Source organism: Streptomyces sp. NPDC034037 (assembly GCF_055575715.1).
The window spans coordinates 200152-226081 of record NZ_JBVISC010000005.1 but is presented as its reverse complement, the minus strand read 5'-3'; the positions used below and the strand labels follow the sequence as shown (position 1 = coordinate 226081).

26 protein-coding genes are annotated in these 25930 nt (G+C 73.4%); 12 read left to right on the top strand and 14 right to left on the bottom strand.

What is annotated here, in order from left to right; all coding sequences use genetic code 11:
* Positions 1 to 23: 23 nt before the first annotated feature.
* The 6 genes from recR to ACZ516_RS19210 all read left to right on the top strand — a co-directional run bounded on the left by recR (position 24) and on the right by ACZ516_RS19210 (position 6012).
* Positions 24 to 623, top strand: a complete 600-nt coding sequence (recR, locus tag ACZ516_RS19235; RefSeq protein ID WP_358582795.1) for a recombination mediator RecR — start codon at positions 24 to 26, stop codon at positions 621 to 623.
* Positions 616 to 1290: a DUF5063 domain-containing protein gene (locus ACZ516_RS19230; RefSeq protein ID WP_358582797.1), complete on the top strand. Its 675-nt coding sequence runs from the start codon at positions 616 to 618 to the stop codon at positions 1288 to 1290. Before recR ends, ACZ516_RS19230 begins: the two co-directional genes overlap by 8 nt.
* Positions 1291 to 1507: 217 nt before the next feature.
* Positions 1508 to 2782, top strand: a complete 1275-nt coding sequence (locus ACZ516_RS19225) for an aspartate kinase (RefSeq protein WP_358582800.1) — start codon at positions 1508 to 1510, stop codon at positions 2780 to 2782.
* Positions 2779 to 3837 carry an aspartate-semialdehyde dehydrogenase gene (locus tag ACZ516_RS19220; RefSeq protein ID WP_358697704.1) on the top strand — a complete coding sequence of 353 codons (1059 nt, stop codon included), beginning with the start codon at positions 2779 to 2781 and terminating at the stop codon, positions 3835 to 3837. Before ACZ516_RS19225 ends, ACZ516_RS19220 begins: the two co-directional genes overlap by 4 nt.
* A 364-nt stretch (positions 3838 to 4201) precedes the next feature.
* Positions 4202 to 4864: a SigE family RNA polymerase sigma factor gene (locus tag ACZ516_RS19215; protein ID WP_358582804.1), complete on the top strand. Its 663-nt coding sequence runs from the start codon at positions 4202 to 4204 to the stop codon at positions 4862 to 4864.
* Positions 4861 to 6012 carry a hypothetical protein gene (locus ACZ516_RS19210; RefSeq protein WP_469011174.1) on the top strand — a complete coding sequence of 384 codons (1152 nt, stop codon included), beginning with the start codon at positions 4861 to 4863 and terminating at the stop codon, positions 6010 to 6012. Before ACZ516_RS19215 ends, ACZ516_RS19210 begins: the two co-directional genes overlap by 4 nt.
* 13 nt (positions 6013 to 6025) lie before the next feature.
* Here ACZ516_RS19210 and ACZ516_RS19205 read toward each other — a convergent pair whose 3' ends face one another.
* From ACZ516_RS19205 to ACZ516_RS19180, 6 genes are all read right to left on the bottom strand, one after another.
* A complete protein-coding gene (locus ACZ516_RS19205; protein WP_469011173.1) occupies positions 6026 to 6823 on the bottom strand; it encodes an SURF1 family protein in 798 nt (265 codons plus the stop codon).
* A gap of 73 nt (positions 6824 to 6896) precedes the next feature.
* Positions 6897 to 8741: a S9 family peptidase gene (locus ACZ516_RS19200; RefSeq protein ID WP_358582812.1), complete on the bottom strand. Its 1845-nt coding sequence runs from the start codon at positions 8739 to 8741 to the stop codon at positions 6897 to 6899.
* A gap of 97 nt (positions 8742 to 8838) precedes the next feature.
* Complete coding sequence (locus ACZ516_RS19195) at positions 8839 to 9372, bottom strand: GNAT family N-acetyltransferase (protein ID WP_361079918.1); 534 nt, start codon at positions 9370 to 9372, stop codon at positions 8839 to 8841.
* Positions 9373 to 9495: 123 nt separating this feature from the next.
* Entirely contained in the window at positions 9496 to 9993 is a 498-nt protein-coding gene (locus ACZ516_RS19190) for a hypothetical protein (RefSeq protein ID WP_361079920.1), read from the bottom strand.
* 72 nt (positions 9994 to 10065) lie between these two features.
* Complete coding sequence (locus ACZ516_RS19185; RefSeq protein WP_469011172.1) at positions 10066 to 10473, bottom strand: rodlin; 408 nt, start codon at positions 10471 to 10473, stop codon at positions 10066 to 10068.
* Positions 10474 to 10680: 207 nt separating this feature from the next.
* A complete protein-coding gene (locus ACZ516_RS19180) occupies positions 10681 to 11091 on the bottom strand; it encodes a rodlin (protein WP_358698387.1) in 411 nt (136 codons plus the stop codon).
* Positions 11092 to 11383: 292 nt separating this feature from the next.
* Here ACZ516_RS19180 and ACZ516_RS19175 point away from each other — a divergent pair, with 292 nt between their 5' ends.
* The 4 genes from ACZ516_RS19175 to ACZ516_RS19160 all read left to right on the top strand — a co-directional run bounded on the left by ACZ516_RS19175 (position 11384) and on the right by ACZ516_RS19160 (position 14949).
* Entirely contained in the window at positions 11384 to 11788 is a 405-nt protein-coding gene (locus ACZ516_RS19175; RefSeq protein ID WP_361079923.1) for a rodlin, read from the top strand.
* Positions 11789 to 12083: 295 nt separating this feature from the next.
* The gene (locus ACZ516_RS19170) at positions 12084 to 12275 is read left to right on the top strand and encodes a chaplin (RefSeq protein WP_467465619.1); all 192 of its coding nucleotides are present in this window, start codon (positions 12084 to 12086) and stop codon (positions 12273 to 12275) included.
* A gap of 120 nt (positions 12276 to 12395) precedes the next feature.
* Positions 12396 to 13193 carry a chaplin gene (locus tag ACZ516_RS19165; protein ID WP_469011171.1) on the top strand — a complete coding sequence of 266 codons (798 nt, stop codon included), beginning with the start codon at positions 12396 to 12398 and terminating at the stop codon, positions 13191 to 13193.
* A 571-nt stretch (positions 13194 to 13764) separates the two neighbouring features.
* Entirely contained in the window at positions 13765 to 14949 is a 1185-nt protein-coding gene (locus tag ACZ516_RS19160) for a glycoside hydrolase family 26 protein (RefSeq protein ID WP_469011170.1), read from the top strand.
* Between the two features lie 24 nt (positions 14950 to 14973).
* Here the strand turns inward: ACZ516_RS19160 and ACZ516_RS19155 are convergent, their stop codons facing one another.
* Genes ACZ516_RS19155 through ACZ516_RS19120 form a run of 8 tightly spaced genes read right to left on the bottom strand, consistent with a single transcriptional unit; the run spans position 14974 to position 24319 of the window.
* On the bottom strand, positions 14974 to 16104 hold the full coding sequence (locus ACZ516_RS19155) for a GNAT family N-acetyltransferase (RefSeq protein WP_361079927.1): 1131 nt from the start codon (positions 16102 to 16104) through the stop codon (positions 14974 to 14976).
* Positions 16101 to 16754 carry a YveK family protein gene (locus tag ACZ516_RS19150; RefSeq protein WP_469011169.1) on the bottom strand — a complete coding sequence of 218 codons (654 nt, stop codon included), beginning with the start codon at positions 16752 to 16754 and terminating at the stop codon, positions 16101 to 16103. Before ACZ516_RS19150 ends, ACZ516_RS19155 begins: the two co-directional genes overlap by 4 nt.
* Entirely contained in the window at positions 16751 to 17914 is a 1164-nt protein-coding gene (locus ACZ516_RS19145) for a glycosyltransferase (protein WP_469011168.1), read from the bottom strand. The genes ACZ516_RS19150 and ACZ516_RS19145 overlap by 4 nt, the downstream gene beginning before the upstream one ends.
* Positions 17911 to 18729 carry a polysaccharide deacetylase family protein gene (locus ACZ516_RS19140; RefSeq protein WP_469011167.1) on the bottom strand — a complete coding sequence of 273 codons (819 nt, stop codon included), beginning with the start codon at positions 18727 to 18729 and terminating at the stop codon, positions 17911 to 17913. Before ACZ516_RS19140 ends, ACZ516_RS19145 begins: the two co-directional genes overlap by 4 nt.
* Positions 18719 to 20350: a murein biosynthesis integral membrane protein MurJ gene (murJ, locus tag ACZ516_RS19135; protein WP_469011166.1), complete on the bottom strand. Its 1632-nt coding sequence runs from the start codon at positions 20348 to 20350 to the stop codon at positions 18719 to 18721. The genes ACZ516_RS19140 and murJ overlap by 11 nt, the downstream gene beginning before the upstream one ends.
* Positions 20347 to 21699: an O-antigen ligase family protein gene (locus ACZ516_RS19130; RefSeq protein WP_469011165.1), complete on the bottom strand. Its 1353-nt coding sequence runs from the start codon at positions 21697 to 21699 to the stop codon at positions 20347 to 20349. The genes murJ and ACZ516_RS19130 overlap by 4 nt, the downstream gene beginning before the upstream one ends.
* A gap of 5 nt (positions 21700 to 21704) precedes the next feature.
* The gene (locus ACZ516_RS19125; RefSeq protein ID WP_469011164.1) at positions 21705 to 23183 is read right to left on the bottom strand and encodes an exopolysaccharide biosynthesis polyprenyl glycosylphosphotransferase; all 1479 of its coding nucleotides are present in this window, start codon (positions 23181 to 23183) and stop codon (positions 21705 to 21707) included.
* Positions 23180 to 24319, bottom strand: a complete 1140-nt coding sequence (locus ACZ516_RS19120; protein ID WP_469011163.1) for a glycosyltransferase — start codon at positions 24317 to 24319, stop codon at positions 23180 to 23182. The genes ACZ516_RS19125 and ACZ516_RS19120 overlap by 4 nt, the downstream gene beginning before the upstream one ends.
* A 318-nt stretch (positions 24320 to 24637) precedes the next feature.
* Between ACZ516_RS19120 and ACZ516_RS19115 the strand changes: the two genes are divergently transcribed.
* Positions 24638 to 24877 (top strand): chaplin, encoded by a 240-nt coding sequence (locus ACZ516_RS19115; RefSeq protein ID WP_358701484.1) that lies wholly within the window; start codon positions 24638 to 24640, stop codon positions 24875 to 24877.
* A gap of 180 nt (positions 24878 to 25057) precedes the next feature.
* On the top strand, positions 25058 to 25756 hold the full coding sequence (locus ACZ516_RS19110; protein ID WP_469011162.1) for a hypothetical protein: 699 nt from the start codon (positions 25058 to 25060) through the stop codon (positions 25754 to 25756).
* Positions 25757 to 25930 lie beyond the last annotated feature (174 nt).

Here is a 25930-nt window from a genome sequence, read left to right as displayed (position 1 = left end):
AGACCTTTCGGAAAGGCGATCCGTTGTACGAAGGCGTGGTCCAGGACCTCATCGACGAGTTGGGCAGGCTGCCCGGCGTCGGTCCCAAGAGCGCGCAGCGGATCGCCTTCCACATCCTCCAGACGGAGCCCACGGACGTGCGCCGCCTCGCGCACGCCCTGCTGGAGGTGAAGGACAAGGTCCGCTTCTGCGCGACGTGTGGGAACGTCGCGCAGGAGGAGTTCTGCGGCATCTGCCGCGACCCGCGCCGCGACCCCTCGGTCATCTGTGTCGTCGAGGAGCCCAAGGACGTCGTGGCGATCGAGCGGACCCGCGAGTTCCGCGGGAAGTACCACGTGCTCGGCGGGGCGATCAGCCCGATCGAGGGCGTCGGCCCGGACGACCTGCGGATACGGGAACTGCTGGCGAGGCTCGCGGACGGCACGGTCACGGAACTGATCCTGGCGACGGACCCGAACCTGGAGGGCGAGGCCACGGCGACGTACCTCGCCCGCATGATCAAGCCCATGGGCCTGAAAGTCACCCGCCTGGCCAGCGGGCTCCCTGTCGGGGGAGATCTGGAGTACGCGGACGAGGTCACCCTGGGCCGCGCTTTCGAGGGGAGACGACTCCTAGATGTCTGACGCCACGCTGCACGCGACCAGCGAGAACCAGAACCCGGACGACTTCGCGGTGCAGATCTCCGACCAGATCGAGAGCTTCATCGTCTCGGTCAGGGAGGTCGCCACGGGCGCCGAGCCGGACTCGGCCGTCCCCTTCCTCCTCCTGGAGGTCTCCCAGCTCCTGCTGGCCGGCGGGCGCCTCGGCGCCCACGAGGACATCGTCCCCGAGGAGCGGTACGAACCGGACCCCGGCCCCGAGCAGGACGTGGACGACCTCCGCGAGCGCCTCGCGGTGCTCCTGGAGCCGGTCGACGTCTACTCCGAGGTCTTCGACCCCTACGAGCCCCGCAAGGCGCCCGTGCCCGCCCGCATCTCGGACGACCTCGCGGACGTCGTGGCGGACCTCTCGCACGGCCTGGCCCACTACCGCGCCGGCCGCACGGTCGAGGCGCTGTGGTGGTGGCAGTTCTCGTACTTCTCCAACTGGGGCGGCACGGCGTCCGCCGCCCTGCGCGCGCTCCAGTCCCTGGTCGCCCACGTCCGGCTGAACCAGCCCCTGGAGGACCTCGACGGCCTGGACACCGACGAGGACCTGACCGAGGACGCGCTCGCCGAGGCGGCCGGCCGGGTCATGGCCGAGGAGATCGCGGGCCCGCTCGGCCTGCACACGGTCAAGCCGGTGCGCTAGGGCCGCCTGTGAGCCGCCCCACTTTCCGGAGTGCGGTGCTCCACAGCGGGCATGTGCCAAGCCGAGCGACCGGAACGTACGACCCGACCAGCGGGCACGTATGCCCTGGGGTGATCGAGCGGTGAGCGGAACATCTCACGATGTGATATCCGCGAGGCGAATTTCGGTCGCTCGTTAAACTGAGCCGACCGCACAACGGATTGAGCGAGGAGCGCACGTGGGCCTTGTCGTGCAGAAGTACGGAGGCTCCTCCGTAGCCGATGCCGAGGGCATCAAGCGGGTCGCCAAGAGAATCGTCGACGCCAAGAAGAACGGCCATCAGGTCGTCGTCGTGGTGTCGGCGATGGGCGACACGACGGATGAGTTGATCGATCTCGCCGGACAGGTATCCCCGATCCCTGCCGGACGCGAATTCGACATGCTGCTGACCGCCGGAGAGCGGATCTCCATGGCTCTGCTGGCCATGGCGATCAAAAACCTGGGCCACGAGGCGCAGTCGTTCACCGGCAGCCAGGCCGGCGTCATCACCGACTCCGTCCACAACAAGGCGCGGATCATCGATGTCACCCCCGGGCGGATCAGGACCTCGATCGACGAGGGCAACATCGCCATCGTCGCCGGGTTCCAGGGCGTCAGCCAGGAGGGCAAGAACATCACCACGCTGGGCCGCGGCGGGTCGGACACGACCGCCGTCGCCCTCGCCGCCGCCCTCGACGCCGAGGTCTGCGAGATCTACACGGACGTCGACGGTGTCTTCACCGCCGACCCCCGCGTGGTCAAGAAGGCGCGGAAGATCGACTGGATCTCGTTCGAGGACATGCTGGAGCTCGCCAGCTCCGGGTCCAAGGTGCTGCTCCACCGCTGCGTGGAGTACGCCCGCCGGTACAACATCCCGATCCACGTGCGCTCGTCCTTCAGCGGGCTCCAGGGCACCTGGGTCAGCAACGAATCACAGCAAGGAGCCCGCAAGGTGGAGCAGGCCATCATCTCCGGTGTCGCGCACGACACCTCCGAGGCCAAGGTCACGGTCGTCGGCGTGCCGGACAAGCCGGGCGAGGCCGCCTCGATCTTCCGCGCCATCGCGGACGCCGAGGTCAACATCGACATGGTCGTGCAGAACGTGTCGGCCGCCTCGACGGGCCTGACCGATATCTCCTTCACCCTCCCCAAGGACGAGGGCCGCAAGGCCATCGACGCCCTGGAGAAGACCCGCTCGGCCATCGGCTTCGACTCCCTGCGCTACGACGACCAGATCGCCAAGATCTCCCTCGTCGGCGCCGGCATGAAGACCAACCCCGGCGTCACGGCGACCTTCTTCGAGGCCCTCAGCGACGCGGGCGTGAACATCGAGCTGATCTCGACCTCCGAGATCCGCATCTCCGTCGTCACGCGCGCCGATGACGTCACCGAGGCCGTGCGCGCCGTGCACACCGCCTTCGGCCTGGACTCCGACACGGACGAGGCCGTGGTCTATGGAGGCACCGGCCGATGAGCCGAAAGCCGACGCTCGCGGTCGTCGGGGCGACCGGGGCCGTCGGCACGGTCATGCTCCAGATCCTGTCGCAGCACGCCGACATCTGGGGCGAGATCCGACTCGTGGCCTCACCGCGCTCGGCCGGCCGCAAGCTGGCGGTGCGCGGTGAGCAGGTCGAGGTCCTCGCGCTGTCCGAGGACGTCTTCGACGGGGTCGACGTCGCCATGTTCGACGTGCCCGACGAGGTGTCCGCGCGGTGGGCGCCGCTCGCCGCGGCCAAGGGCGTCGTCGTGGTCGACAACTCCGCGGCCTTCCGGATGGACCCGGACGTGCCGCTCGTCGTCCCCGAGGTCAATCCGCACACCGCGCGCGTGCGCCCGCGCGGCATCGTCGCCAACCCCAACTGCACCACCCTGTCGATGATCGTCGCCGTCGGCGCGCTGCACGCCGAGTTCGGGCTGCGCGAGCTGATCGTCTCCTCGTACCAGGCCGTGAGCGGCGCGGGACGTGACGGCGTGGAGACGCTGCGGCGCCAGTTGAAGCTCGTGGCGGGCTCCGAACTGGGCACCAGCCCCGGGGACGTGCGCCGGGCCGTGGGCGAGGACACCGGGCCCTTCCCGGAGCCCGTGGCGCTCAACGTCGTGCCCTGGGCCGGGTCGCTGCGCGAGGACGGCTGGTCCTCCGAGGAGATGAAGGTGCGCGACGAGTCGCGCAAGATCCTCGGCCTGCCGGGGCTGCGCGTCGCCGCCACCTGTGTGCGCGTCCCGGTCGTGACGACGCACTCCCTGACCGTGCACGCCCGTTTCGAGGGCGAGGTCACGGTCGGCCGCGCGCGCGAGATCCTCGCCACCGCGCCGGGGGTCGTGCTGTTCGACGACCCGGCCGCCGGGGAGTTCCCGACCCCCGCCGACGTGGTCGGCACCGACCCGACCTGGGTGGGCCGCGTGCGGCGCGCGCTGGACGACCCGACCGCCCTGGAGCTCTTCGTGTGCGGGGACAACCTCCGCAAGGGGGCCGCCCTGAACACCGCGCAGATCGCGGAACTGGTGGCCGCGGAGTTCACCGGGCGCTGATCCGGGCGACGCGTGCCCCGGTCGTTCTCTCCCCGGAACTGATCGCTACGCGGCCCCGCGACGAACGAGTTTGTGTGATCTGTGTAAGTTCTGTGTCCAACTCGGTGGCCCAGGACGCTTGAACTGGATCATCTCCGCATTCGAAGATTTCGCGTCCGATCATTGCAACCAGCGGCGCGGCGAGGGGCGTCTTTAGCGAGCGCCCTCAGGGGTGACCTGGACGCCGCGAAAAATGGGGCATAGGGGAAGAGCTGGTAGGCATGGGGGCATTTGATGCATCGTCCCGAGCGGTGCGCGCACGACGTGCCGCGAACGCGATGCCGGACGCGTACAACCCTGACGGGGGGAAGCGTGTCCAACATGCGTGGCAGAGGTACTCGACTTCACAGCGGTACAGGCGAGAGGCGCGGCAGCGCTGCGTCCCCCTCGTCGTACCCGCGCGCCCGGCGGCATGCCGGTGATCGCGCCCATGCCCGCAGCGCGCCCCGCTCATCTTCCGGCGCAGCGTGAGGGCGCTGACGACACGATGACCGCGGGCACCACAGTCGACCATCTCACCGAGACCTACCGCGCCCACTACCGCTCGCTGCTCGGCCTCGCCGCGCTGCTCCTGGACGACACGGCGTCCTGCGAGGACGTGGTGCAGGAGGCGTTCATCCGGGTCCACTCCGCGCGCAAGCGGGTGCGGGACCCCGAGAAGACCCTGGCCTATCTGCGCCAGACCGTGGTCAACCTCTCGCGCTCCGCCCTGCGCCGGCGCATCCTCGGCCTGAAGCTGCTCTCCAAGCCGATGCCCGACATGGCGAGCGCCGAGGAAGGCGCCTACGACCTGCTGGAGCGCGACGAGCTGATCAAGGCCATGAAGGGCCTCCAGCGGCGCCAGCGCGAGGTGCTCGTCCTGCGGTACTTCGCCGACATGACCGAGGCGCAGGTCGCCGACACCCTGGGCATATCCCTGGGCTCGGTGAAGGCGTACGGTTCGCGCGGCATCGCGGCCCTCAGGGTCGCCATGGAGGCCCCGGCATGAGCAAGCAGGACGAGCAGGGCGGATTCGAGCGGCATGGCGGGAACGGAAACGTGAATCACGGCCCAAGTCCCAGGGAACCCGGCCGCGAGGCCGCCGGCCCCGATGCCCCTGGCCCCGAGATCCCCGGTCCCGAGATCCCCGGTCCCGAGGAGAGGGGAGCGGACGACCTCGGCGCCGACGAGCTGGCGCTGCGGCGGCTGATGCGGCAGGCGGTCGAGGAGATCGAGCCGAGCGAGCGCTCCCTCGAACACCTGCGGCGGGCGGTGCCGGCCCGCCGGGCCCACAAGCGCCAGGCCCTCGTCGGCCTCGCCGCGGCGGCGCTCTTCATCGGCACGGCCGTCCCCGCCCTGGTGCACGTCACCAACTCCCGGGGTGGTTCGGACGACCGCCCCTCGATCGCGGGCAACAGCCAGGAAGCGCAGGGCGGCTCCGGTCCGGACAAGGGCCACGCCTCCGGCCCGAAGGACTCCGACAAGAAGCCGGGCAAGTCCAAGGAGAAGGACAAGAAGGACAAGAAGGGCAAGAAGGACGGCAAGGGGAAGGGCGCCACCGGCGGCGTCGGCCCGGGGTCGCCCGACCCCGGCGCCTCCGAGGCCGCCACCTCGCCCGTCTGCTCCGCCGCCCAGCTCGGCGCCACCGGCAGCGCGGGCGCGGCCGACGCGGAGAACAAGGTGTACGGCAGCTTCCGCGTCACCAACATCTCCGCCACCAGCTGTACGGTCGAGGCCGCGGGCGCCGTCGCCGTGACGGCGCAGGGCGCGGCCGACCCCGCGAAGGTCACGGTGGTGGACCACACGGCGGGCGACGCGGCGGCCGCGCTGCCCGACCCCTCGCTGGAGGCCAGCCCGCTCGTGCTGCAGCCCGGCTCGGCCTACGAGGTCCGCTTCGCCTGGGTCCCGGCCGAGGCGTGCCCCACCGACGGCGGCGAGCCGACCCCGAACCCGACGCCCACGGACGGCGGCACCACGGACGGCGGCCCGCCCGAGGGGGGCATGGATCCCCAGCTGGGCCGCTCCGAAGGCGGCGTGGTCGACGGAAGCGTCGTGGTCTCCCTGACCGCGGAGGCGGGCGCCCCCTCGGCGGGTGCGACGGTCGCCAACGCGTGCGCGGGCACGGTCTACCGCACGGGAATCCTGCCCGCCTCCTGAATCCGCCCCCGCCTCAGGGGCGGGGCGCGGGTCCCGCGGGGTCGGGCAGCAGGCCCAGGCGCGCGTCGCGGGCGACCTCCGCCTCGCGGCGGAACAGCCGGAACCACATGAAGACGACGAAGCCCGCGAAGACGAACCACTCGCCGGTGTAGCCGAGGTTCTGGAAGGCCTTCAGGTCCAGGCCGGTGTTCTCCGGCGCGGTCGCCGGGACCGCCTTCATGCCGGAGTCGCCCTTGTCGAGGGTGACCCAGGCGTCGTACACGTCGTCGCGCACGAGATTGACCAGTGACGCCGAGCTGATCGCGCCCAGCTGACCTCGGGGCAGGCCGCCGGCGGCGCTGACGCCATTGGCGCCGGGGCTCTCGGAGGCCTGGAGGGCGCCGGTCACCGTGACCTCGCCCTGCGGGGCGGCCGGGGCCTTGGCGGTGCGGGCCTCGCCGGGGAGCCAGCCGCGGACCACGGGCAGCGACCTGCCGCCGTCCGTGCGCAGCAGGGTCAGTACGTAGAACCCGCGCTTGCCGTCCAACGCCCGATCAGGCACGAGGAGTTGTGTGCCGTAGCGGCCGGTGGCCGTGGCCCGCTCGCCCGAGGTGTCCCGGTCGACCGGCAGCAGCGCGTCGAGCGGCCGGGCCGCGGCCTCGCGGCCGTGCGCGCTCCGCTCCTTCGCCTGCGCCTTCGCGGACTCGTGGTCCTGTACGCGGTCCTCGAAGCGGCCGAGCTGCCAGGACCCCATGAAGACGCAGAACGGGATGGCCAGCGCGACGAAGAGGTTGATCCCCCACCAGCGGGGCGTCAGCAGAAACCGGTACACACCTCCACGGTACGGGGCCCCGCGCCCCGCCCACCCGCGGGGTCGCCCTCGCCGAGCGCCTTCCCGGCCGGGCTCAGCCCCGCCCCGCCACCGCCCCCAGGTGCCTCGCCGCGAAGTCCAGCTCCAGGGCCACCTGCTTGATGCGCTCGTCCACCACCAGCGATCCGTGGCCCGCGTCATAGCGGTACACCTCGTGGACCGCGCCGCGCGCGGCCAGCCGGTCCACGTAGTTGTCGATCTGGCGGATCGGGCAGCGCGGGTCGTTGACCCCCGCCGAGATGTAGACGGGGGCCTTGACCTGGTCGACGTAGGTCAGCGGGGACGAGGCCGCGAACCGCTCCGGGACCTCCTCCGGCGTGCCGCCCAGCAGCGTGCGGTCCATCGCCTTGAGGGCCTCCATCTCGTCGTGGTACGCCGTCACGTAGTCCGCGACGGGCACCGCGGCCAGGCCCACCGCCCAGGCGTCGGGCTGCGTGCCGATGCCCAGCAGCGTGAGGTACCCGCCCCAGGAGCCGCCCGCGAGGACCAGCCGGTCGGGGTCGGCGAGCCCGGAGTCGACCGCCCACCGGCGGACCGCCGCGATGTCCTCCAGCTCGATGAGGCCGACGCGGTGCTTGAGCGCGTCGGTCCACTCGCGGCCGTACCCCGTGGAGCCGCGGTAGTTGACCCGGACCACCGCGTACCCGTGGTCGACCCAGGCCGCCGGGCCCGCCGCGAAGGAGTCGCTGTCGTGCCAGGTGGGCCCGCCGTGCACCTCGAAGACGGTGGGGAGCGGCCCCACCGCGCCGGCCGGCTTCTGGACGAGGGCGTGGATGCGGCCGCCGGGGCCCTCGACCCACACGTCCTGCACCGGGACGGACTTCGGCGCCCGCATGCCGGGCGGGTCCAGGACCACATCGCCCGAGGTCGAGCGCACCACCGGCGGCTCGGCGGCCGAGGACCACATGTACTCCACGGTGCCGTCGGGGCGCGCGGTGGCGCCCGACACCGAGCCCGCCGGCGTCTCGATGCGGACCAGCTCGCGGGTGGCGAGGTCGTAGCGGAACAGCTCGCCCCGCGCCTCGAAGCCGTGGGCGATCAGCAGCGCGGAGCCGTCCGCGTACCACTCGGCGCTCACGTCGCCCGGCAGGCCGAGCGCGAGGTCGCTCTCCTCGCCGGACGCGACGTCCCACAGCATCGGCTCCCAGCGGCCGCGCCGCTGATGCCCGACCAGCAGCCGCGTGTCCCCGTCGACCGGCGCGAAGCCGAGGACCTCCAGGCCCAGCTCGACGGTGCCACCCTCGGTGTCGTCCAGTTCGGCGACGGTGGAGCCGTCGGGCCTGATCACGCGGAGCGCGGAGTGCATGGCGTCACCGTGCTCGGTGTGCTCCAGGGCGATCAGCGTGCAGTCGTGCGAGAGGTCGCCGACGCCCGCCGACTCGCGGTGGCGGTAGACCTCGACCACCTCGTCGGGGCCGCCGGCCGGGCCGCGCCCCACGACGTGGATCGTCGAGCCGTCCTCGTCCGTCGAGCGGCCGACGACCACGGTCCTGCCGTCCCTGCCGAGCGCGAGACCCGCGGGATACGAACCGGCGAGGTCCGGCACGGCCGGCTCGTCCGGGCCGCCGGCGAAGGGCTGGCGCATCCACACGCCGAACTCGTCGCCGTCCTTGTCGTTGAACCACCAGATCCACTCGCCGTCGGGCGACAGCACGCCGTCCGTCGTGCCGTTCGGCCGGTCGGTCACCTGGCGCTGGGCGCCCGTCGCCCGGTCCCAGGCGTACAGCTCGTACGTCCCCGTCGCGTTCGACACGAACAGGGAGCGCTGCGGCGCGTCCTGCGCCCAGTCCGGCAGCGACACCCTCGGCGCCCGGAACCGCTTCTCCCAGTCGGGCATGGACTTCGACCCCGTGGCCTTCTCGGCACCCGTCTCGCTCATGCCCCCATAGTGCCCGCACCCGCCGACAATCCGCTGGCGAGGGTCCCCGGCCTGTGGACAACCGCACGCGAGCGACCGAGCGCCCCCGCGTCCCGGCTCACGGCAGCGGCGACGGCGGCCGCAGCCACCCCTCGCGCCCGGGGTCGAACTCGCCGAGCTTCGCCCAGTCCCAGGCCCGCAGGACCTCCCGCCCCTGCTCGTCGTCCTGCTTGATCACGGCGACGACGACATCGGCGGCGTGCCGCGCCATGAGCAGCGTCCGCAGCCGGGTGGCGACGCCCGTCCCGCGGTGGGCGGGCGCCACCATCAGCTCGCCCAGCAGGAACACCCGCCCCGAGGCGGTCTGCTCCTCGACGCCGGCCGGCAGGATGCCGCGGAACCCCTCCCACCACTCACCGGTGGGAGCGGCGCGGTACCCGTACAGGCAGCCGACCAGGCCGCCCGAGTCGGCGACGACCATGTCGAAGTCGGGCTGCTGGACGTCGTGCTCGAAGCGCCGCAAGAACCCCTGCCGGTCGCGGTACTCGGCTCCGGCCGCGCCCCGATACGCCTCCACGTAGAGGTTGGCGACCGCCTCCCGCTGCTGCTCCGCCTGCCAACGGCTCAGCCGCCGCAAGAACACTTCCGCCATGCACGCCTCCCGCTCCGCCCCCTGAAAAGGGCGACCCCCCCCGCATCCCGACTCCGCATGGTGACACCACCGGAGCGCCCAGCGGAACGGTGCGGCGCGGATCAGCGCGCCACCGGTGCCCCGCTAGGAGAACGTCACGGTACGCGAGGCGTCGGCGAGCCGGTTGATCCGCAGGGGAAGCTCGACGGTGATCATCGTGACGGACGCCTCGGCCGTGCCGCCCTTCTTCCACTCTCCGGTGAAGGAGCGCTTCCAGGGGCGCACGGTGCTGCTTCCGTCGCAGGACACGGCGACGGTCCGCGTCCGGGACGTGATGCTCGACAGGGTCGAGGGGGCGTTCCCCAGGCCGAGACGCCCGTAGAGCTGCTGGAGCTCCTTGGCCTCGGCGGACGTCGGCGTACGGTCGCGCCGGGTCCGCAGGGTCACGTTCAGCTGTGCGTCGCCCTTGACGCCCCGGCAGGTGTACGTGCCGGACACCACGGCGGCCGACGGGTCGGCGCCGATCCGGGCGGTGGGGTCCAGCGTCACCTGGGGCCGCTCGGCGGCGGTCGCCACCGCGGGCGCCAGGGCCGAGACGACGGCCACCGTCGCCGTGAGGCCCGCCTTCGCGATTCGCTGCATCAGAAGCCTTCCGTTGCCGTCGGGGCCGCAGGGGCCGATCGGTGTCCGACCGGCCCCTGGCGGTACTCAGGTTCAGTGGTTGGCGGCACCGTTGCCCGAGAGGACCGGGATGTCGGACAGGATGTGCGACAGCGGCTCGTCTTCCTTGGCCTGCGTCGAGTTCTCGGTGCACTGCTGCAGCTGCGGCGCCGAGAGGATCGGGATGTCCTGGAGGCCGACGTTGACCAGGGCCACGATGTTCTGGATGTTGGCCTTGACCGGGAGGCCGACACAGAGCTTGTTCAGCGAGCCCTGGACCAGGCTCATCTGCGGGCTCATGTTGCCCTTGGTGCCGGAGTTGCCGAACGACTGCTGGGCGCCGTTCCCGCTGGCGGACTCGGTGCCCGAGTCGTCGCCGATGGCCAGGGCCTGCGGAACCGCGGTGGCGGACATCGCGGCGGCCGACAGGGCGATGGCGGCGGTTGCGAGCAGCTTCTTCATGGTGAGGGGTTCCCTTCGAGTGAGGCTCCACTCCGGAGCCGCATGGTCATCAACTCGATGACAGGGCTCGGGTTGCGGCGATTGGCCCATTCGGTGGATAAGTGTGCTGAATGGTCCGCTTTCGGCGAGGAAGTCGCGACTGCCCGCCGACGCCGAAAAGCGGGCCGCCGAGGAGGAAGTCGGTGGCCCGCTTTTCGGTGCGGGGGGTCAGTCGTTGGCGATGCCGTTGCCCGAGAGGATCGGGATGTCGTCCAGGATGTGCGACAGCGGCTCGTCGCCCTTGGCCTGGGTCGAGTTCTCGGTGCACTGCTGGGTCTGCGGCGCCGAGAGGATCGGGATGTCCTGGATGCCGACGTTGACCAGGCCGACGATGTTCTGGAGGTTGAGCTTGGCCGGCAGGGCGATGCAGGGCTTGTTGAACGAGCCCTGGATGAGCGCCATCTGCGGGCTCATGTTGCCGTACGTGGCGGAGTTGCCGAACGACTGCACCGCGTTGTTGCCGCTCATGGTCTCGGTGCCGCCGTCGTTGCCGATGGCGAGCGCCGTGGGCGCTGCGGCGGCCGACATGCCGACGACGGAAGCCGTGACCGCAGCCGCGGTCATAACCTTCTTGATCACAGATATTCCTCTCTGAGTTAGCCCCGTCCTCGGAGCGCACTGAGCAACGGCCGTGGAGCGGAAGGGGTTGCTGAAATTCACTCCGATGGCCCAATGCGCGGTCCCGCGCGGGGTGTGAAACGCCGATCTGCGAATAATCCGACCGTCATTTCTGTGCGCCGTTTTCACGGGCGATCCGTCGTCGCGGCGTTCCCCGAAAGATCCGATGGAGTGAATGGGCGGAACTAAACGCGGGGCGGGGAGTTGGGCAGGCCGCAGTAACGAGCGTTCGCCCCAGAAAAAGGAACCGCACATGCTCAAGAAGGCAATGGCAACGGCAGCAGCCGCGGTCGCCGTGTCCGTGGCCGGTATCGGCTCCCCGGCGATGGCGATCGGCGACGACACCGGCACCCAGTCGATGAGCGGCAACGGCGCCGTCCAGTCGTTCGGCAACTCCGGCACCAAGGGCGACATGAGCCCGCAGCTCTCCCTGGTCCAGGGCTCGCTGAACAAGCCCTGCATCGGTCTCCCGGCCAAGCTCAACATCCAGAACATCGTCGCTCTGGTCAACGTCGGCATCCAGGACATCCCGATCCTCTCGGCGCCGCAGACCCAGCAGTGCACCGAGAACTCGACCCAGGCGAAGGGCGACGAGCCGCTGTCGCACATCCTGGACGACATCCCGATCCTCTCGGGCAACGGCGCCGGCAACGGCTGATCCGGCACGCCGTAGGACCCGCTCGGGCCGCCCGTCCTCACGGTGGGCGGCCCGAGTTTTCTTTTGCTCCGCCGCCGAATCCGGTTCTTCCGGGCCCGGCTCGCATTCGAGTGAATTTCCGAGGCCGGTCAACACCTCGGTTTCCTCCCCCCGCGTCACTCGTTAAGCAGGGCTCAGGTCACGGTGCGGGAACAGGAACTCCCCGTCCGGCCCCGGCCGCCGTTTAGGCGTGACCCGAAAGAAGGGAAAAGCTGTGAAGCTCAAGAAGAGCGCAACGCTCGTCGCCGGTGCCGTCATGGTTCTGGGCATGGGCGCCCCGGCGTTCGCCGACGCCGGAGCCTCCGGTGTGGCCGCCAACTCGCCCGGCGTTCTCTCCGGGAACGTCGTCCAGGTGCCGATCCACGTGCCCGTCAACGTGTGCGGCAACACCGTCGACATCATCGCTCTCCTGAACCCGGCGTTCGGGAACACCTGCGTCAACGACTGACGCGGCGACCCAGCTGCTCCAGCTGCGTCTCGGCCGGCCCCGGAGGCCTCGCGTCTCCGGGGCCGGCACCCCATCGCACAGAGAAAGACCACTAGATTGCGACAGGCCCTCAGTAAAGGCATGCTCTCGGCCGCGGCCGCCACGAGCATCCTGTCCCTGTCCGGCGGCTCCGCGCTCGCCGCGTCCGGGGCGGACGGACCGGCTCTGAACTCGCCCGGCATCCTCTCGGGCAACAGCGTGCAAGCGCCGGTGGAGGTCCCGGTCAACGTCTGCGGCAACTCCGTGGACGCCGTCGGAGCCGCCAACCCCGCCTTCGGCAACAAGTGCGCGAACACGTCCTCGTCCGCCCGGCAGGGCCACGACCACCGCGCCCCGGCGCCCGGTGCGCCGCACCCGCACGGCACACCCGGCTCTCCCGGCGCGCAGCACGCCTCTCCCGGCCCCGCCGGCTCCTACGGGGGTTCGGGCGCCGCCGCTCAGGGCGCCACGAGTGGGTCGCCCGGTGTCCTGTCCGGCAACAGCGCGAAGGCGCCGGTGTCGGTCCCGGTCAACGTCTGCGGCAACTCCGTGGACGCCGCCGGGGTCCTCAACCCCACCTTCGGCAACCGCTGCGGCGGGCAGCCCCACGAGCACGAGCACCCCGGCACCCGCCCGCCGGGCGCGCCGGAGCACCCCGAGCCCCGGCCCGCCGAGCCCGGCCCGCGGGAGCGCGAGGCGGTGCCGCCGCACACGGCACCCGGGCACGTACCGCACTCGCCCCGGGCGGACCGGCCGGTCCACGCGGCGGCCCCCGAGGTCCGGCTCGCCGAGACCGGCACGGACGAGAAGCTGCTGGGCGCGGCGGCCGTGAGCACCGGCCTGCTGGTCGGCGGCGCGGTCCTGTACCGGCGCGGACGCACCGCCTCCGCGCGCCGCTAGAAACCCGTTGAGCCCCGCTACCTGCCGGGTAGCGGGGCTCAACGGTGTCACCGGTGGGGAAGACCGGACGCGATCGCTTCCCCACCGACTCGGGAGGAGGGGCGGCCGGCCCGTCGGGGAAGTCGCTCACCCACGGCATGGCTGCCGACGGCTGGCGGGAAGCGACCCGGCCTCTCCCACGAAGCCTCTCCAGTGCACCACTTGGCGGGCCCGGCGCGCTGCGAGGTTCACCCGTTCGCCCGCCGTGTCACTCATAAGAGCGGCCGGACGCAGGAGGGGCGCGGGGTGTTGGTGGCCCGGCTTCCGTGGACCATCGCATGCACGCAAGCCGGGCCGGGTGCCGTCTCGGCGTCACCTGGGGCGAGCGTAGGAGTCGCGTGCCGCACGCGGGGTTGCCACACCCCGGCAGGGGGGCCGGTTCCACCCGTTCGGGCCCGATCGTCCGTACGGGCGGTATGAACTGACATGGGATTAGAAACCCGATTGGCGCAATAAGAATACATATGACGAAGTCTCGAGGTGGCAAGTCGGCAAGGTGCCAATGAGTTGTGGCTGAGAAAGAGGAGCGGCTATGAATGCACGGCGAAGGTTCGCCGGCCCGATGGGCGGGCGGCGGCGAAAGCGACTTTCCCTCATCGCCGCCGGGGTCGTCTCGGCGGTGGCTCTCGCCGTCGCCCCGGCCCACCCGGCGGGCGTCACACGCGACGGCGATCCGCCGGGCGGTCCCTCCTCTTCGGCCCCCGCGGAAAAGGTCCCCGCCTTTGGCGCCTATCTCGATTACGGGCCGCGCGGTGTCCAGCGCATCGACGAACTGAGCCAGTGGCTCGGCGGGGCCGAGCTGCGGGTCGGGCACACCTATCTCCCCGGTGACCGGTGGAGCAACATCGAGGGCGCCCCCCGCTTCCTGGAGGCGTGGGCGGCCTGGCGCAAGGAGCGGGCCGACCGCTTGTTCGTCCTCAACGTGCCGATGCTCGAACGCAATGAAGAGGGCCTCGGTGACGGCGAGGTGGCGGACCTGCTGCGGCAGGGCGCCGCCGGCCGCTTCGACCACCACTTCCGGGCGCTCGCCCGGCGCCTCGTCGACCTCGGCGTGCCGGACACGGTGCTCGTGCCGGGCTGGGAGATGAACGGCACGACGTACACCCACCGTTGCGGCCCGGACCCGGAGGCCTGGAAGACGTACTGGAACAGGATCGTCACCACGATGCGCTCGGTGGCCGGACAGAAGTTCCAGTTCGACTTCACGCCCAGCAGAGGGCGGGACGCCGTTCCCTGGACGCAGTGCTATCCGGGCGACGACGTGGTCGACATCATCGGCATGGACTCCTACGACCAGCCGCGCGGCATGCCGTTCGACGAGCAGGTCACGGAGCCGTACGGGCTTCAGGACCACGTCGATTTCGCGGCGGCGCACAAGAAGCCCATCTCCTATCCGGAGTGGGGCCTTTTCCGCAACGGCGACAACGAGGAGTACATGCGCCGGATGCTGAAATGGATGGACGAGAAGAAGCCCGTGTACAACACGGTCACCGACTACTGCCCGCACGGCATCTGGCAGTGCAAGGAGAATCCCGGGGCCTCCGAGGTCTACCGGAAGGTGCTCTCCGGCCGCGACGACCTCCCGACGGCGCCGGCCCAGCCGCCGGTGACACCGCCCGCGTGCTCGCCCCTGGAACTCGGCGAGTGGGTCGAGCACTGGCTGGGCGGGAAGCTGTGCCTCCGGCTCGACTGGTGGCAGGGCCAGCGGCGCCCCTGAGCCCGTCGCACGCCGCGGGGGCCCTCACTCCGAGGAGGGCCCCCCGCCCTCGCGGCGTGCCGCGCGCTCGCGCAGCCGCTCCTTGGCCCACCGGCGGGCCGAGGCGTCCCAGGCCGCGGCGGCCAGCAGCGGCCGGGTGCGCCCGCGGGCCAGCAGGAAGCGCCGGTTGGCGACGGGTTCGGGGCGCCAGTGGTGCTTGTACGGCTCGTTGCCGCGCAGCAGGCTCAGCGCGCGGCGCTGTTCGCCGCCGGTGTGGCGGGTGCACGCGTCGAGGAGCATCGTCGCCACGTCCACCTTGCGCTCGCGCAGGCGCGGATGGGCGCCGTACAGATAGCCGCCGGCCAGCGTGCCGGAGAGGAGGGTCAGGTCGGCGGCCACCACCTCGCCGTCCAGGCGGAACTCGGTCACCACCGCCTCCCCGGCCGTGACCATCGGCCGCATGGCGCGCAGCAGGTGCTCGCGGAACCGCGGCCGCAGGTGCTCCGAGGTGACCTTTCTGCCGCTCCACTGCAACTGGTGCAGGTGCAGCAGGGTCCGCACCGAGGCCTCCACCTCGTCGGGGGGCACGACGCGGCTCTCCACCCCGAGTTTGGCCAGCTTGCGCAGCTTGGCCCGGGTGCGCTGGGCCCGGGGGGCCGGCAGCCGCTGGAGCAGCTCCTCCATGGGCAGGCCGGGCAGCTCCAGGCAGGCCGAGTCGGCCAGCGCCCGGCGCGGCCCCCGCCAGCGGGCGTGGACGACCTCCAGGCAGGCCCCGGGACGGACCTCGCCGAAGTCGATCAGCGCGGTCGCGGCCAGTTCGCCGAGCCCCGCGACCAGCGCCTCGGTCCCGGCCTCGCGCACGGAGTCGTCCACCAGCACGTCCGCGAAGTCGGAGATGGCGCCGCCGAGCGGCTTGAGGGCGGGGAGCGGGCGGTGCACCCGCATCAGCGGCGCCGCCGCGACGAGCCGGTCCCCGTCGCGCACCAGCAGCACCCGCAGCCGCCCGGGCCGCCCGTAGGAACGCCACCAGGACGACAGCCACGCGTGGCTCTGGAAGGGCGTGGCCGCCCGGCAGGCCCGGTGCAGGCGCCCCCACGACTCGGCCAGCGCGTCGAACTCGTCTTCGTCGACGCACAGCCGCGTCGTCAGCAGGCGCTCACCCGTCGCCGTACTCATGGGGCGCTCCTGGCCAGGGCGGACGCGGGGCCCGGCACCGAGGCGGTGGCCGGTGCCTCCTCCGTACGGGCGCGGGGCCGCACCAGGAGGGCGAGGCCGCCGAGCAGCCCGCCCGCGCAGCCGCCGACCAGGGTCGTCACGCCGGTGGAGAGCGAGGACGGCTCGGTCGGCTCCAGGGCCCGGGAGAACGACAGGAGCCTGACCTGGGTGCTGTCCTTGGCGTGGTTGGCGTTCGTGGCGAGGGACTGGGCCACCGCGTTGGCGGTGACGGCGGCCGTCCCGGGTTTCTCGTCCGCCGCCGAGATCGCGATCATCGGCGCGTCCGGGGAGGTGGCCACCGTGACGCTGTCCCGCAGCTCGGCGGCGGACATCCCGGCCGCCACCTGCGCGTCGCCCAGCACGGCGAGCTGCGTCGCCACCCGGCCGTAGGCCTGCGCGAACCCGAGCGCGGTGGCCGGGTCGGCCTTGGACTGCGGTACGGCGACGACGTAACTCGTGGCCGTGTAGCGCGGTGTCTGGAACGCGCCGTACCCGGCGCCGGCCAGCAGGCCGAGGGCCGCGCAGGCCGGCAGGGGCCACCAGCGGGGCAGCCGCGCGAGGCGGGCGCGCAGGGCGGCGGCGCGCGGGCGCTCGTTCACGGTGTCGCTCATCGGGGTTTCACCTCCGGGGTCGGGCCGGGGACGACGGACGCGTAGACACGCATCAGCCGGTCGGCGCTGCGGGTGATGCTGTAGTGCTGGGCCGCCGCCGGTGGTGCCGAGCGGCGCGGGGGGATGGTGCCGCGCAGGTCGTGGAGCGCCTGGGCGAAGGAGTCCGGGTCGCTCGGGCAGTACGCGGCGGGCGCGCCCCGGGACTCGGCCGGCAGGTCGTCGACGGCGGGGCAGGACGCGTAGAGCACCGGCAGTCCGCAGGCCAGGCCCTCGACGAGGGCGAGCCCGAAGGCCTCCTCGGGGGAGGGGGAGGCCAGCGCGTCCATGGCGGACAGCAGCGCGGGCAGGCCCGGCGCGCCCCCGGCGCCCGCGCCCCGGTCGGGGCCGTCCTCGTGGGCGGCCTCGCCGGCGAACCGCACCCGCTCGGCCAGGCCGAGGCGCCGGGCCAGGGCCCGCAGTCCGGGCTCCTCGGGGCCCGCGCCGACCAGCAGCACGGTGACGTCGGTCGGCAGCCGGGCGGCCGCGTGCAGCAGTACGTCGAAACGCTTGCCGCCGGTCAGCCGGCCCACGCCCCCCACGACGAACGTCCCCTGCGCCAGCCCCAGTTGCCGCCGGGTCCTGGCGCGGGCGGCCGGGTCGTACCGGAAGCGGTCCACGTCGATGCCGTTCGGCACCACCCGGATGCGCCGGCGGGGCACGCCCCAGCGGTTCAGCCGCTCCCCGACGGCGGGGGAGACGGCGACCGTCATCCGGCCGAGGCGCTCCCCGGCGAGGTACAGCGCGCGCACCCCGGCGCTCAGCGGCCTGCCCTCCATCTGGGAGTCGCCGAGCGAGTGCTCGGTCGCCACCACCGCGCGCACCCCGGCCGCGCGGGCCGCGAGGCGCCCGTACAGGCAGGCGCGGTAGAGGTGGGTGTGGACGGCGTCGTACCGGCCGGACCTGATGATCCGGGCCAGCCGGGGCAGCACCGCCACATCGCGGTTGCCGGCCATGCCGAGGTCGGTGACGTGCGTCCCGTCGGCCACGATGCCCCGGGCCACCGCGCCCGCGTCGGTCAGCGTGACCACGTCGCAGTCGGCGGGCAGGTGGCGCAGCAGCAGGCGCAGTTGCAGTTCGGCGCCGCCCACCCCGAGTCCGGTGATGACGTGCAGCACCCTCATCCGGCGACCGCCGGACGGTCCAGGGCGCGGTGCCTGAGCCGGTTCGTCCACAGCTTCAGCCGCAGGCGCGCGGCCGTGTCCTGCTGGCCGATGTGGACGCGGGGCAGCGCGAGGACGCCCGCCAGGGGGCCGGGGGAGATGGCGCAGGCGTAGCGGTACCCGGCGTCCCGTACGGCGGCGATCACCCGCTGGTCGACATGGCCGTAGGGGTAGCAGAAGCCCCGCACCTCGGTGCCCGTCAGGCCGGTCAGCGCCGCCCGGCTGCCGGCGACCTCGCGGCGCAGCACCTCGTCGTCGGCGCTGGTGAGGTCGACGTGGGTCAGGCCGTGCGAGGCGATCTCGACACCGCTCTCGGCGGCGTGCCGGATGCCGTCCGCGCCCAGGAGCGGCTTGCGGGGGCCCAGCGGGTCCCAGGCGTTGTCGCCGTCGAGGCGGCCCGGCAGGACGAACAGGGTGGCGGAGCAGTCGTGGCGGCGCAGCAGCGGGAGCGCCTGGTCGACGAAGTCCTGGTAGCCGTCGTCGAAGGTGAGCCCCACCAGGTTCTCCTCCTGGCCGCGCGCGCACGCGTCCAGGAGGTGCCGCATCGACACCCCGCGCAGGCCCCGGCGGCGCAGCCAGCGCAGCTGGGCGGCGAGGCGGTCGGGGGAGACGGTGACGCGGTACGGGTCGTCGGTGGGGTCGGCGACGGAGTGGTACATCGCGATCCACGCGGCGGTACGGGGCTGCTTGAGCCGCAGAAAGGGCTCGGCGTCGGTGCCGGAGGGAGAGGGGGACGGGGAGGGGGAGGACGGGGACGGGGTGGTGTCAACGGGCATGGCGCGGCTTTCCTGTGACGGAGCGGAGGAGGGACGGCCAGGGCTGCGCCCGCAGGAGCAGGCCGAGCAGCACGAAGGAGACGGTGACCACCGCGCAGCCCGCCGCGACGGCGGGCACGGGCTGCGCCACCCGCCCCGCGCACAGGGCGCCGAGCACGCTCGCGCCCCCGGCGGCGAGCACCAGCCGGCCCAGCTGCCCGGCGACGGCCCGCGTCCTGATGGGCACGGTGCGCGGGCCCATGCCGCGCAGCAGGAGCAGCGCGGTGACGCAGATGCCGGTGGCGTTGGCGGCGGCGATGCCGTGGACGCCCCAGGTGCCGACGCTCAGGAACCCGATCCCGGCCGTCATGACGATGCCGACGGCCATCGAGGAGAGCGGGATCCACGTGGTGCGGGCGACGGCGAAGTGGGCGCGGGCGAGCGCGCCGACCAGCGTGTGGCCCAGCAGGCCGAGCGCGTACACGCGCATGACGGAGGCGGTGGTGGCGGTGTCGGGCGCGGTGAAGGCGCCGCGCTGGAAGAGCAGTTCGATGAGCGGGGGCGCGGTCGCGACGATGGCGGCGGTGCCGCCGAGCACCATGCAGCCCACCAGGACGAGGTCGCGCTCGACGCGGTCCCGGGCGCGCTCCGTCTCCCCGGCGCCCAGCGCGCGGGCGAGCGCCGGGAAGGTGACGGTGCACAGCATGAGGGAGAGGACCATCGGCATCTGCGCGACCTTCTGCGCGTAGTTCAGGTGCGAGATGGCGCCGGCGGGCAGCGACGAGGCGAGGAAGCGTTCGATGAGGACCTGCGACTGACGGCAGAGGGCGAACAGCAGGACCGTCCAGATGATCGCCGTCTGCAGCGTCCGGTCCGCCGCCGGGCCCGCCACGGTAGGTGCCGCTCCCGGCCCGCGCCGCAACTGCCGCCACAGGGACGGCGCCTGGACGGCCACCATCAGGGCGCCGCCGACCGCGACACCGGCGGCGGCGGCCCGTACGCCCCAGGGCGCGGCCAGCACGAACAGGGCGGTGATGATGGCCGCGTTGTAGGCGACGTACACGGCCGCCGGGGCGACGAACCGGTGGTGCGCCCGCAGCGCCGCGCTGCAGTAGCCGGTGAGGCCGAAGGTGAAGGCGCAGGTGGCGGTCAGCCGCGTGCAGTCCACGGCCCGGTGCGCGTCGGGCAGCCCGGGAGCGAGCAGCGCCACCACGTACGGTGCCGCCGCCATCAGCACGAGCGAGGCGGCGGCGAACCACAGGGACATGCGGGGCAGCGACGCCCGCACGAGGTCGCGTACGGGGTCGGTGGCGGGGTTCTCGGCGCGGCGGGCCAGCGCCAGGCTGAAGGCCGGTACGAGGAAGAACGCCAGGCCGTCCTCGATGAGCAGGGTCGCGGCCAGCTCCGGGACGGTCCACGCCACCAGGAAGGCGTCGGTGTCGGTGCCGGCGCCGAAGAAGCGCGCGAGCGCCTGGTCCCGGACGAGCCCGAGGAGCGAACCGGCCACCGACAGCGCGGCCGTGACCAGCGCGGCCTTGGCGAGGAAGGAGCCGCCGCTCCTGTCGGGCGCCGGGCCCGCGTCGGCCGTCCGTGACGCGCCGGAGGGCGGGGGCGGGGCCACCGTCGGCGGCACGGTCGTCATCGCGTGGCCGCCTCTCCGGGCGCGGGCCGTACGCCGACCGCCCACCACGCCGCGACGCCGAGGGCGACCGCCGTCAGGACGGTGGAGGGGCCGCCGATGTCCGCGTAGACGAAGTCGGTCAGCTGCCAGATCAGCAGCCCGCAGGACAGCAGCGCGCACTCCAGCTCGGGGCCGCCGGGTCCGCCCGGCCGCGCGCACCGGCGCCGCCACCGCAGCAGCCCGCACACCAGGAGCGCCGCCCAGCCGCCGGCGAGCGCGGCGAGGCCGAGCAGCCCCTGCTCGCCGAGGACGAGCAGGTACATGTTGTGCGGGGACAGCAGGGGCTGGCGCACGAAGCCGCTGCCCGCCCCGGCGGTGTCGCTGCCCGAGGACAGGGCCAGCGAGGCGTGGCCGTCGCGGTGTTCGGGGAAGCCCTTGAGGCCCACGCCGGTCAGCGGGCGCTCGCGCCACATGTCGGCGGAGGCCGCCCACATCGTGTACCGGTCGGTGACCGACTGGTCGGGGGCGTCGGTGACCTGGGTGATGCTGCTGAGCCGCTCCTGGAGCATCGCCGAGCCCACGCCGAGCCCCGCGACGAGCACCACGGCGGCCGCCGCCCCGGCCAGCAGCACCCGGCCCGCCCGGCGGGCCCCGGCCAGCAGCAGCACGCCGAGGCAGGCCACCACCGTGGCGATCCACGCCCCGCGGCTGTAGGACAGGGCGAGCGGCACGGTCAGCAGGGCCGCGCAGATCCCGGCCGCCGCGCGCTGCCGGGGCGCGTGCGGGCGGAAGGCCAGCGCCAGGGCGCAGACGAGCCCGTACGAGACGACCGTGGCCATCCCCATCACGTCCGTGGAGCCGAACGTGCCCACCGCGCGGATGTCCTCGCCCATGTACGAGGCCCCGGTGCCGGTCAGGTTCTGGCGCACGCCGATGGCGCCCTGCCAGAGGGCGAGCCCGACGAACGCCCAGCCGATCAGCCGGACGTCACGCGCGTCGCGCACGAGGACCATGACGGCCGCCGGGACCAGCACGAAGATCTGGAGGTAGCGCGCGGCCCCGGCGACACCGGTCGCCGCGGAGGAGGCGCCGAGGGCGGCCACGGTGACGCCGACGACCGGCAGGGCGAGGAGCACCGCGGCACTCCCGCTCAGCGGCCGCCGGCCGGTGCGGGCCAGCTGGACGGCGCAGTGGCCGACGACCAGGGCGGAGACCGCGTCGGCGAGCGTCCCGGTGCCGGGACCGGCGCCGCCGCCCGCGGCCTGGCCGCCGGCCGGCACCGGCAGGGCGAGCAGCGCGACGAGCAGGACGACCGGCAGGACCGGTGCGCCGCGCCGCAGTTCGCGCAGGACGGCATCGCGTGGGGGCACGGCGCTCAGCTCCCCGTGCGGCGCACGAGGCAGCCGAGCGTGCGCAGCAGGATGCACAGGTCCTGCCAGAAGGACCAGCTGTCGATGTAGGCGTTGTCGAAGCGGCAGCGGTCCTCGATGGAGGTGTCCCCGCGCAGCCCGTGGATCTGGGCGAGCCCGGTGATGCCGGTCGGCATCCGGTGCCGCCGCGCGTAGTCGGGGTAGGTCTGGCTGAACTGCGCGACGAAGAAGGGCCGTTCGGGCCGGGGCCCGACCAGGCTCATGTCGCCGCGCAGGACGTTCCACAGCTGCGGCAGCTCGTCCAGCGAGGTGCTGCGCAGGAAGCGGCAGAACGGGTTCATCCGGTGCTCGTCGGCCACGCTCCAGCGCGTCGCCGCCTCCTGCGGGTCCGCGGGCCGGTGGGTGCGGAACTTCAGCAGGGTGAACAGCCGCCCGTCCTTGCCGACGCGCTCCTGACGGAAGATCACGCCGGGCCCCTCGGTGACGCGCAGCACCAGCGCGCAGGCCAGCAGCACCGGAGCGGCCACCAGCAGCAGCGCCCCGGCCACCGCGACGTCCAGGGCCCGCTTGCCCACGCTGGTCCCGCGCGGCCCCGCGAGAGCGAGGGGGCGGCAGGCGAACCCGGCCACGTACTGCCGGACACCGTCCCGCGCGGGCGCCGGCTCCGCGGGGCGCGCCTCGATCTCCCAGAGCTCGCAGCCGCCCAGCGTCGGCAGCCGCCCGGTGAGCCCGGGGGCGCCGCCGGGGACCAGGAGCACGGTGCGTACGTCGTTCTGGATCACGGCGCGGTGCACCTCGTCCTCCGTGCCGAGCACCGGCAGTTCGACGGCGGGCCCGGGGGCCTCCGCCTCGCCCTGCTGGTCGGTGTCGCCCACCACGCCCACGGGCCGCACGCCGCAGCGCGGCCGCCGCAGCAGGGCCGCGGCCACCGAGCGCGCGTCGGAGGCGGGCCCGGCGACCAGCACCGGCCGGGGTCTGCGCAGCGCGCCCGCCCGCCGGTGCCAGTGCACCAGGCCGCGCCCCCCGACGCCGAGCAGGCACTGGGCCGCACCGAGGGTGAGCAGCGTCGGCAGGGCGAGCGGCGGCGCGGGCGCGGGCAGGGCGGGGGCGAGGGCGGCGGTGAGGGACCAGCCGAGCGCGGCGCGGCCGGCGAGCGCGGGCACCTCGTCCAGCGTCGCGGGCAGCGCGGTGTACGCGTACAGGCGCCCCTGGGCGTTCAGGACCACGACGGCGGCCAGCAGCAGGGGGGCGAGGACGGCGTACCGCCGTGGGTCGTCGAGCAGGAGCAGGGGGAGCAGCGCGGCGGCGGCGTCGACGGCCACCAGCGCCGCGACCGAGCGCCGCCGCCGGGCGGGGCGCCGCGCGCGGTCCCGGGCGGGTGCGCCGTGTTCCCCCCGGGGGGCGATGACGAAGGTGCCGGGCGGGGCGGAGGTGCCCTGCCGGGACTGACCTGACGAGGAGGCAACGGTTCGTTCCGCACTCACGTGGTGGTGCACTCCCTGTACTCGGTGGGCGCCGCGTCCAGCAGTTCGCGGTACACCACGTCGATGGCGTCCGCGGCGTACCGCGCGTCGTGGTGGTCCAGGACATGCCGTCGGCAACGCCGGCCGAGCGCGTCGCGCAACCGCGCGTCCCGCAACACGGTGACCAGGGCCCGGGCCAGCGCGGCGGGGTCCTCCGGCGGTACGAGTCCGTGGGCGCGGGCGGCCGACGGCAGGCTCTCCCGCGCGCCGTTCACATCGGTGACGACGACCGGCCGGGCGCAGGCCATGGCCTCCAGCGGGGCCAGCGCCATGCCCTCCCACCGGGAGGGCAGCACCACCACGTCGGCCGCCCGGTACCAGTCGGCGGCGTCCCGCGCCGCCCCGGCGAACAGCACGGAGGCGTCCGCCCGCCCGCGCAGGAGGGCGGCGTCGGGCCCGTCCCCCACCAGGACCAGCCGGGCGCCGGGCACCCGGGCGGTGACGGCGGGCCAGGCGCGCAGCAGGACGTCCTGCCCCTTCTGCCGGCAGAGCCTGCCCACGCACACCACGAGGGGGGCGCGGGCGAAGGAGGCGGGCAGCAGCCGGTCGCGGGCCCACTGCCCGGCGCCGGGCGCGAAGTGGTCGACGTCCACGCCGTTGGGGACCACCGCGTAGGAGCCGTCGACGCCCGCGCGGCGGCCGGTGAGCCACTCGGCCTCGCTGACGCAGACGACGCGGGTCGTCCAGCGGACCGCGCGGCGCTCCCAGAGCCTGGCCAGGAGCGCGGTGGCCCCGCCGACGGCCTCGAAGGACCAGGCGTGCGGCTGGAAGACGGTCGGGACGCGCCCGCGCAGCGCGAGCCGCGCGGCGAGCCCGGCCTTGGCGCTGTGGGCGTGGACGAGCGCCGGCCGCACGTCGTCGATGACGCGGCGCAGGTCCGCCACCTCGGCGCGCAGCCGCCGCCCGGGGGAGCGGGACGCCGCCCAGGGGTGGGTGCGCACACCGGCGGTGGCGGCCAGCCTGCGCGGCAGGGGGCCCTGGTCGGGGCAGGCCACGTGGACGTCCGCCCCCGCGGCCGCCTGGGCCGCGGCCAGGTCGGCGACGACCCGTGCCACACCACCGTCCACGGGCTGGCTGACGTGCAGGATCCGTGGCATGACGGCGTTGGCCTTCCGACGTGTGAAGAGCTCTGACCACAGCGGATATGAGAGGTTCGCAGTAATTGCGCGAATCTGGCGCGTATGACTGAAATGCCCTAAATAGAAGGGCAACTGTAGCCGCTGCGCGGTTCCGCTTCGTCAACCTGCGTACGTGTGTCGGAACGGTGAAGGGCGTGGTGGATCCACCTGCGCGCGGCGGGAGGCCCGACACACATCACTCGTCTGGGCGCACAACTCGCCGTCCCGATCGACAGTTGATCCCTGTATACGGGCACCCGGCCCGTACGTCGCACCCTTACCTAGGAGCAGCACTCCATGTCGCGTACCACCAAGGCACTCGCCCTCTCCGCCGTAGCCGCTGCCGCTGTGGCCGGCACCGCGGGCGTCGCCACCGCCGACGCCGGCGCGCAGGGCGCCGCCACCAACTCCCCCGGCGTGATCTCCGGTAACGCCGTCCAGGTGCCGATCCACATCCCGATCAACCTCTGCGGCAACACCGTTGACATCATCGGCCTGCTGAACCCGGCGTTCGGCAACACGTGCGTCAACGACTGACACGTCGTCCCGTCGAACGGCCGTCCCCGCGAAGGCGGGGGCGGCCGTTCGCCGTACCGGCTCATTTCTGACGGGCCCTCGGACGGCGGTGCCCCGAATGGAGGTGCTCGGTTGCGGCGGGGGTGCGCCGCTCCCACGGTGAGCACAAGATCCGACGCATCACCGGAAGGGACCCACCCCATGCGCGCTCTGCCCCTGCGGCGTATCGCGACCAGCGCCCTGTGCGCCATGCTGCTCCTCGGCGCGGCTGGCCCCGCCCTCGCCCACGACGACGCCTCCCGGGACAAGCCGGGGACCGCCCCGCGCGCGCCGGCCCCCGACGCCAACGCCCTGGCGGCCCAGACCCAGCAGCTGCACGCCCTCGGCGGCGCCCTGAACACCGTCTCGGAACTGCTCACCGCGGTGCTCAAGGCGAAGGACAACAAGTTGCCCCCCGAGGACGTCAAGAAGCACACCGAAGCGGTGAAGAAGGCCCTGGAGGCCCTCGCGGCGGCCAAGCCCCCGGCTCCCAAGGCCGCGACGGACCCGGCCGCCGCCCAGGGCCCCGCCGCCCCCGCCGTCCGGCTGCCGCAGATGCCCGCCCTGCCGCAGGCCCCCGCCGTGCCCGGGGCGCAGACCCCCGCCGCGCCCCCGCCGGCCGCGGGCGCGCCCGGCCGCGGCGCGGTGCCGCTCGACCCCAAGGCGGACGCCCTGGCCGCGCTCCAGAAGTCGGTCGACGCCCTGCTGAAGGCCACCGGCGCGGGCGACAAGGCGGCCGTGCTCGCCCAGGCCCCCAAGGTGGTCCCCGCCCTGGTGAACGTGGTCGCGGCCACGATGGTCGGCGGCGGCCTGCCCGCCCCCAGCCTGCCGGGCCTGCCGCCGGCGCCCAAGGCGCCCTGAACACCGGGGAGTAAGCGGCTTTGCGCCCGGCCCGATAATCGGCCGGTCGATGTGATGATGAGATGCCTTCTCCCTTCTCCTTCTCCCTTCTCCGGGTTCGGGGAAGTTTCAGGCAGAGGGGTTTCCGTACCGGCGTGTGCTCGTTAGCCCCGGTGAAGTGAGACGCCAGGCAAT

Coding starts and splice junctions, on each gene's coding strand:
- ACZ516_RS19220 (WP_358697704.1), top strand. CDS start 2,779: ATGAGCCGAAAGCCGACGCTCGCGGTCGTCGGGGCGACCGGGGCCGTC.
- ACZ516_RS19155 (WP_361079927.1), bottom strand. CDS start 16,104: ATGAGTACGGCGACGGGTGAGCGCCTGCTGACGACGCGGCTGTGCGTC.
- ACZ516_RS19230 (WP_358582797.1), top strand. CDS start 616: ATGTCTGACGCCACGCTGCACGCGACCAGCGAGAACCAGAACCCGGAC.
- ACZ516_RS19165 (WP_469011171.1), top strand. CDS start 12,396: ATGCTCTCGGCCGCGGCCGCCACGAGCATCCTGTCCCTGTCCGGCGGC.
- ACZ516_RS19185 (WP_469011172.1), bottom strand. CDS start 10,473: ATGAAGAAGCTGCTCGCAACCGCCGCCATCGCCCTGTCGGCCGCCGCG.
- ACZ516_RS19210 (WP_469011174.1), top strand. CDS start 4,861: ATGAGCAAGCAGGACGAGCAGGGCGGATTCGAGCGGCATGGCGGGAAC.
- ACZ516_RS19120 (WP_469011163.1), bottom strand. CDS start 24,319: ATGCCACGGATCCTGCACGTCAGCCAGCCCGTGGACGGTGGTGTGGCA.
- ACZ516_RS19110 (WP_469011162.1), top strand. CDS start 25,058: ATGCGCGCTCTGCCCCTGCGGCGTATCGCGACCAGCGCCCTGTGCGCC.
- murJ (WP_469011166.1), bottom strand. CDS start 20,350: ATGACGACCGTGCCGCCGACGGTGGCCCCGCCCCCGCCCTCCGGCGCG.
- ACZ516_RS19145 (WP_469011168.1), bottom strand. CDS start 17,914: ATGAGGGTGCTGCACGTCATCACCGGACTCGGGGTGGGCGGCGCCGAA.
- ACZ516_RS19190 (WP_361079920.1), bottom strand. CDS start 9,993: ATGCAGCGAATCGCGAAGGCGGGCCTCACGGCGACGGTGGCCGTCGTC.
- ACZ516_RS19115 (WP_358701484.1), top strand. CDS start 24,638: ATGTCGCGTACCACCAAGGCACTCGCCCTCTCCGCCGTAGCCGCTGCC.
- ACZ516_RS19150 (WP_469011169.1), bottom strand. CDS start 16,754: ATGAGCGACACCGTGAACGAGCGCCCGCGCGCCGCCGCCCTGCGCGCC.
- ACZ516_RS19175 (WP_361079923.1), top strand. CDS start 11,384: ATGCTCAAGAAGGCAATGGCAACGGCAGCAGCCGCGGTCGCCGTGTCC.
- ACZ516_RS19160 (WP_469011170.1), top strand. CDS start 13,765: ATGAATGCACGGCGAAGGTTCGCCGGCCCGATGGGCGGGCGGCGGCGA.
- ACZ516_RS19140 (WP_469011167.1), bottom strand. CDS start 18,729: ATGCCCGTTGACACCACCCCGTCCCCGTCCTCCCCCTCCCCGTCCCCC.
- ACZ516_RS19200 (WP_358582812.1), bottom strand. CDS start 8,741: ATGAGCGAGACGGGTGCCGAGAAGGCCACGGGGTCGAAGTCCATGCCC.
- ACZ516_RS19195 (WP_361079918.1), bottom strand. CDS start 9,372: ATGGCGGAAGTGTTCTTGCGGCGGCTGAGCCGTTGGCAGGCGGAGCAG.
- ACZ516_RS19170 (WP_467465619.1), top strand. CDS start 12,084: ATGGTTCTGGGCATGGGCGCCCCGGCGTTCGCCGACGCCGGAGCCTCC.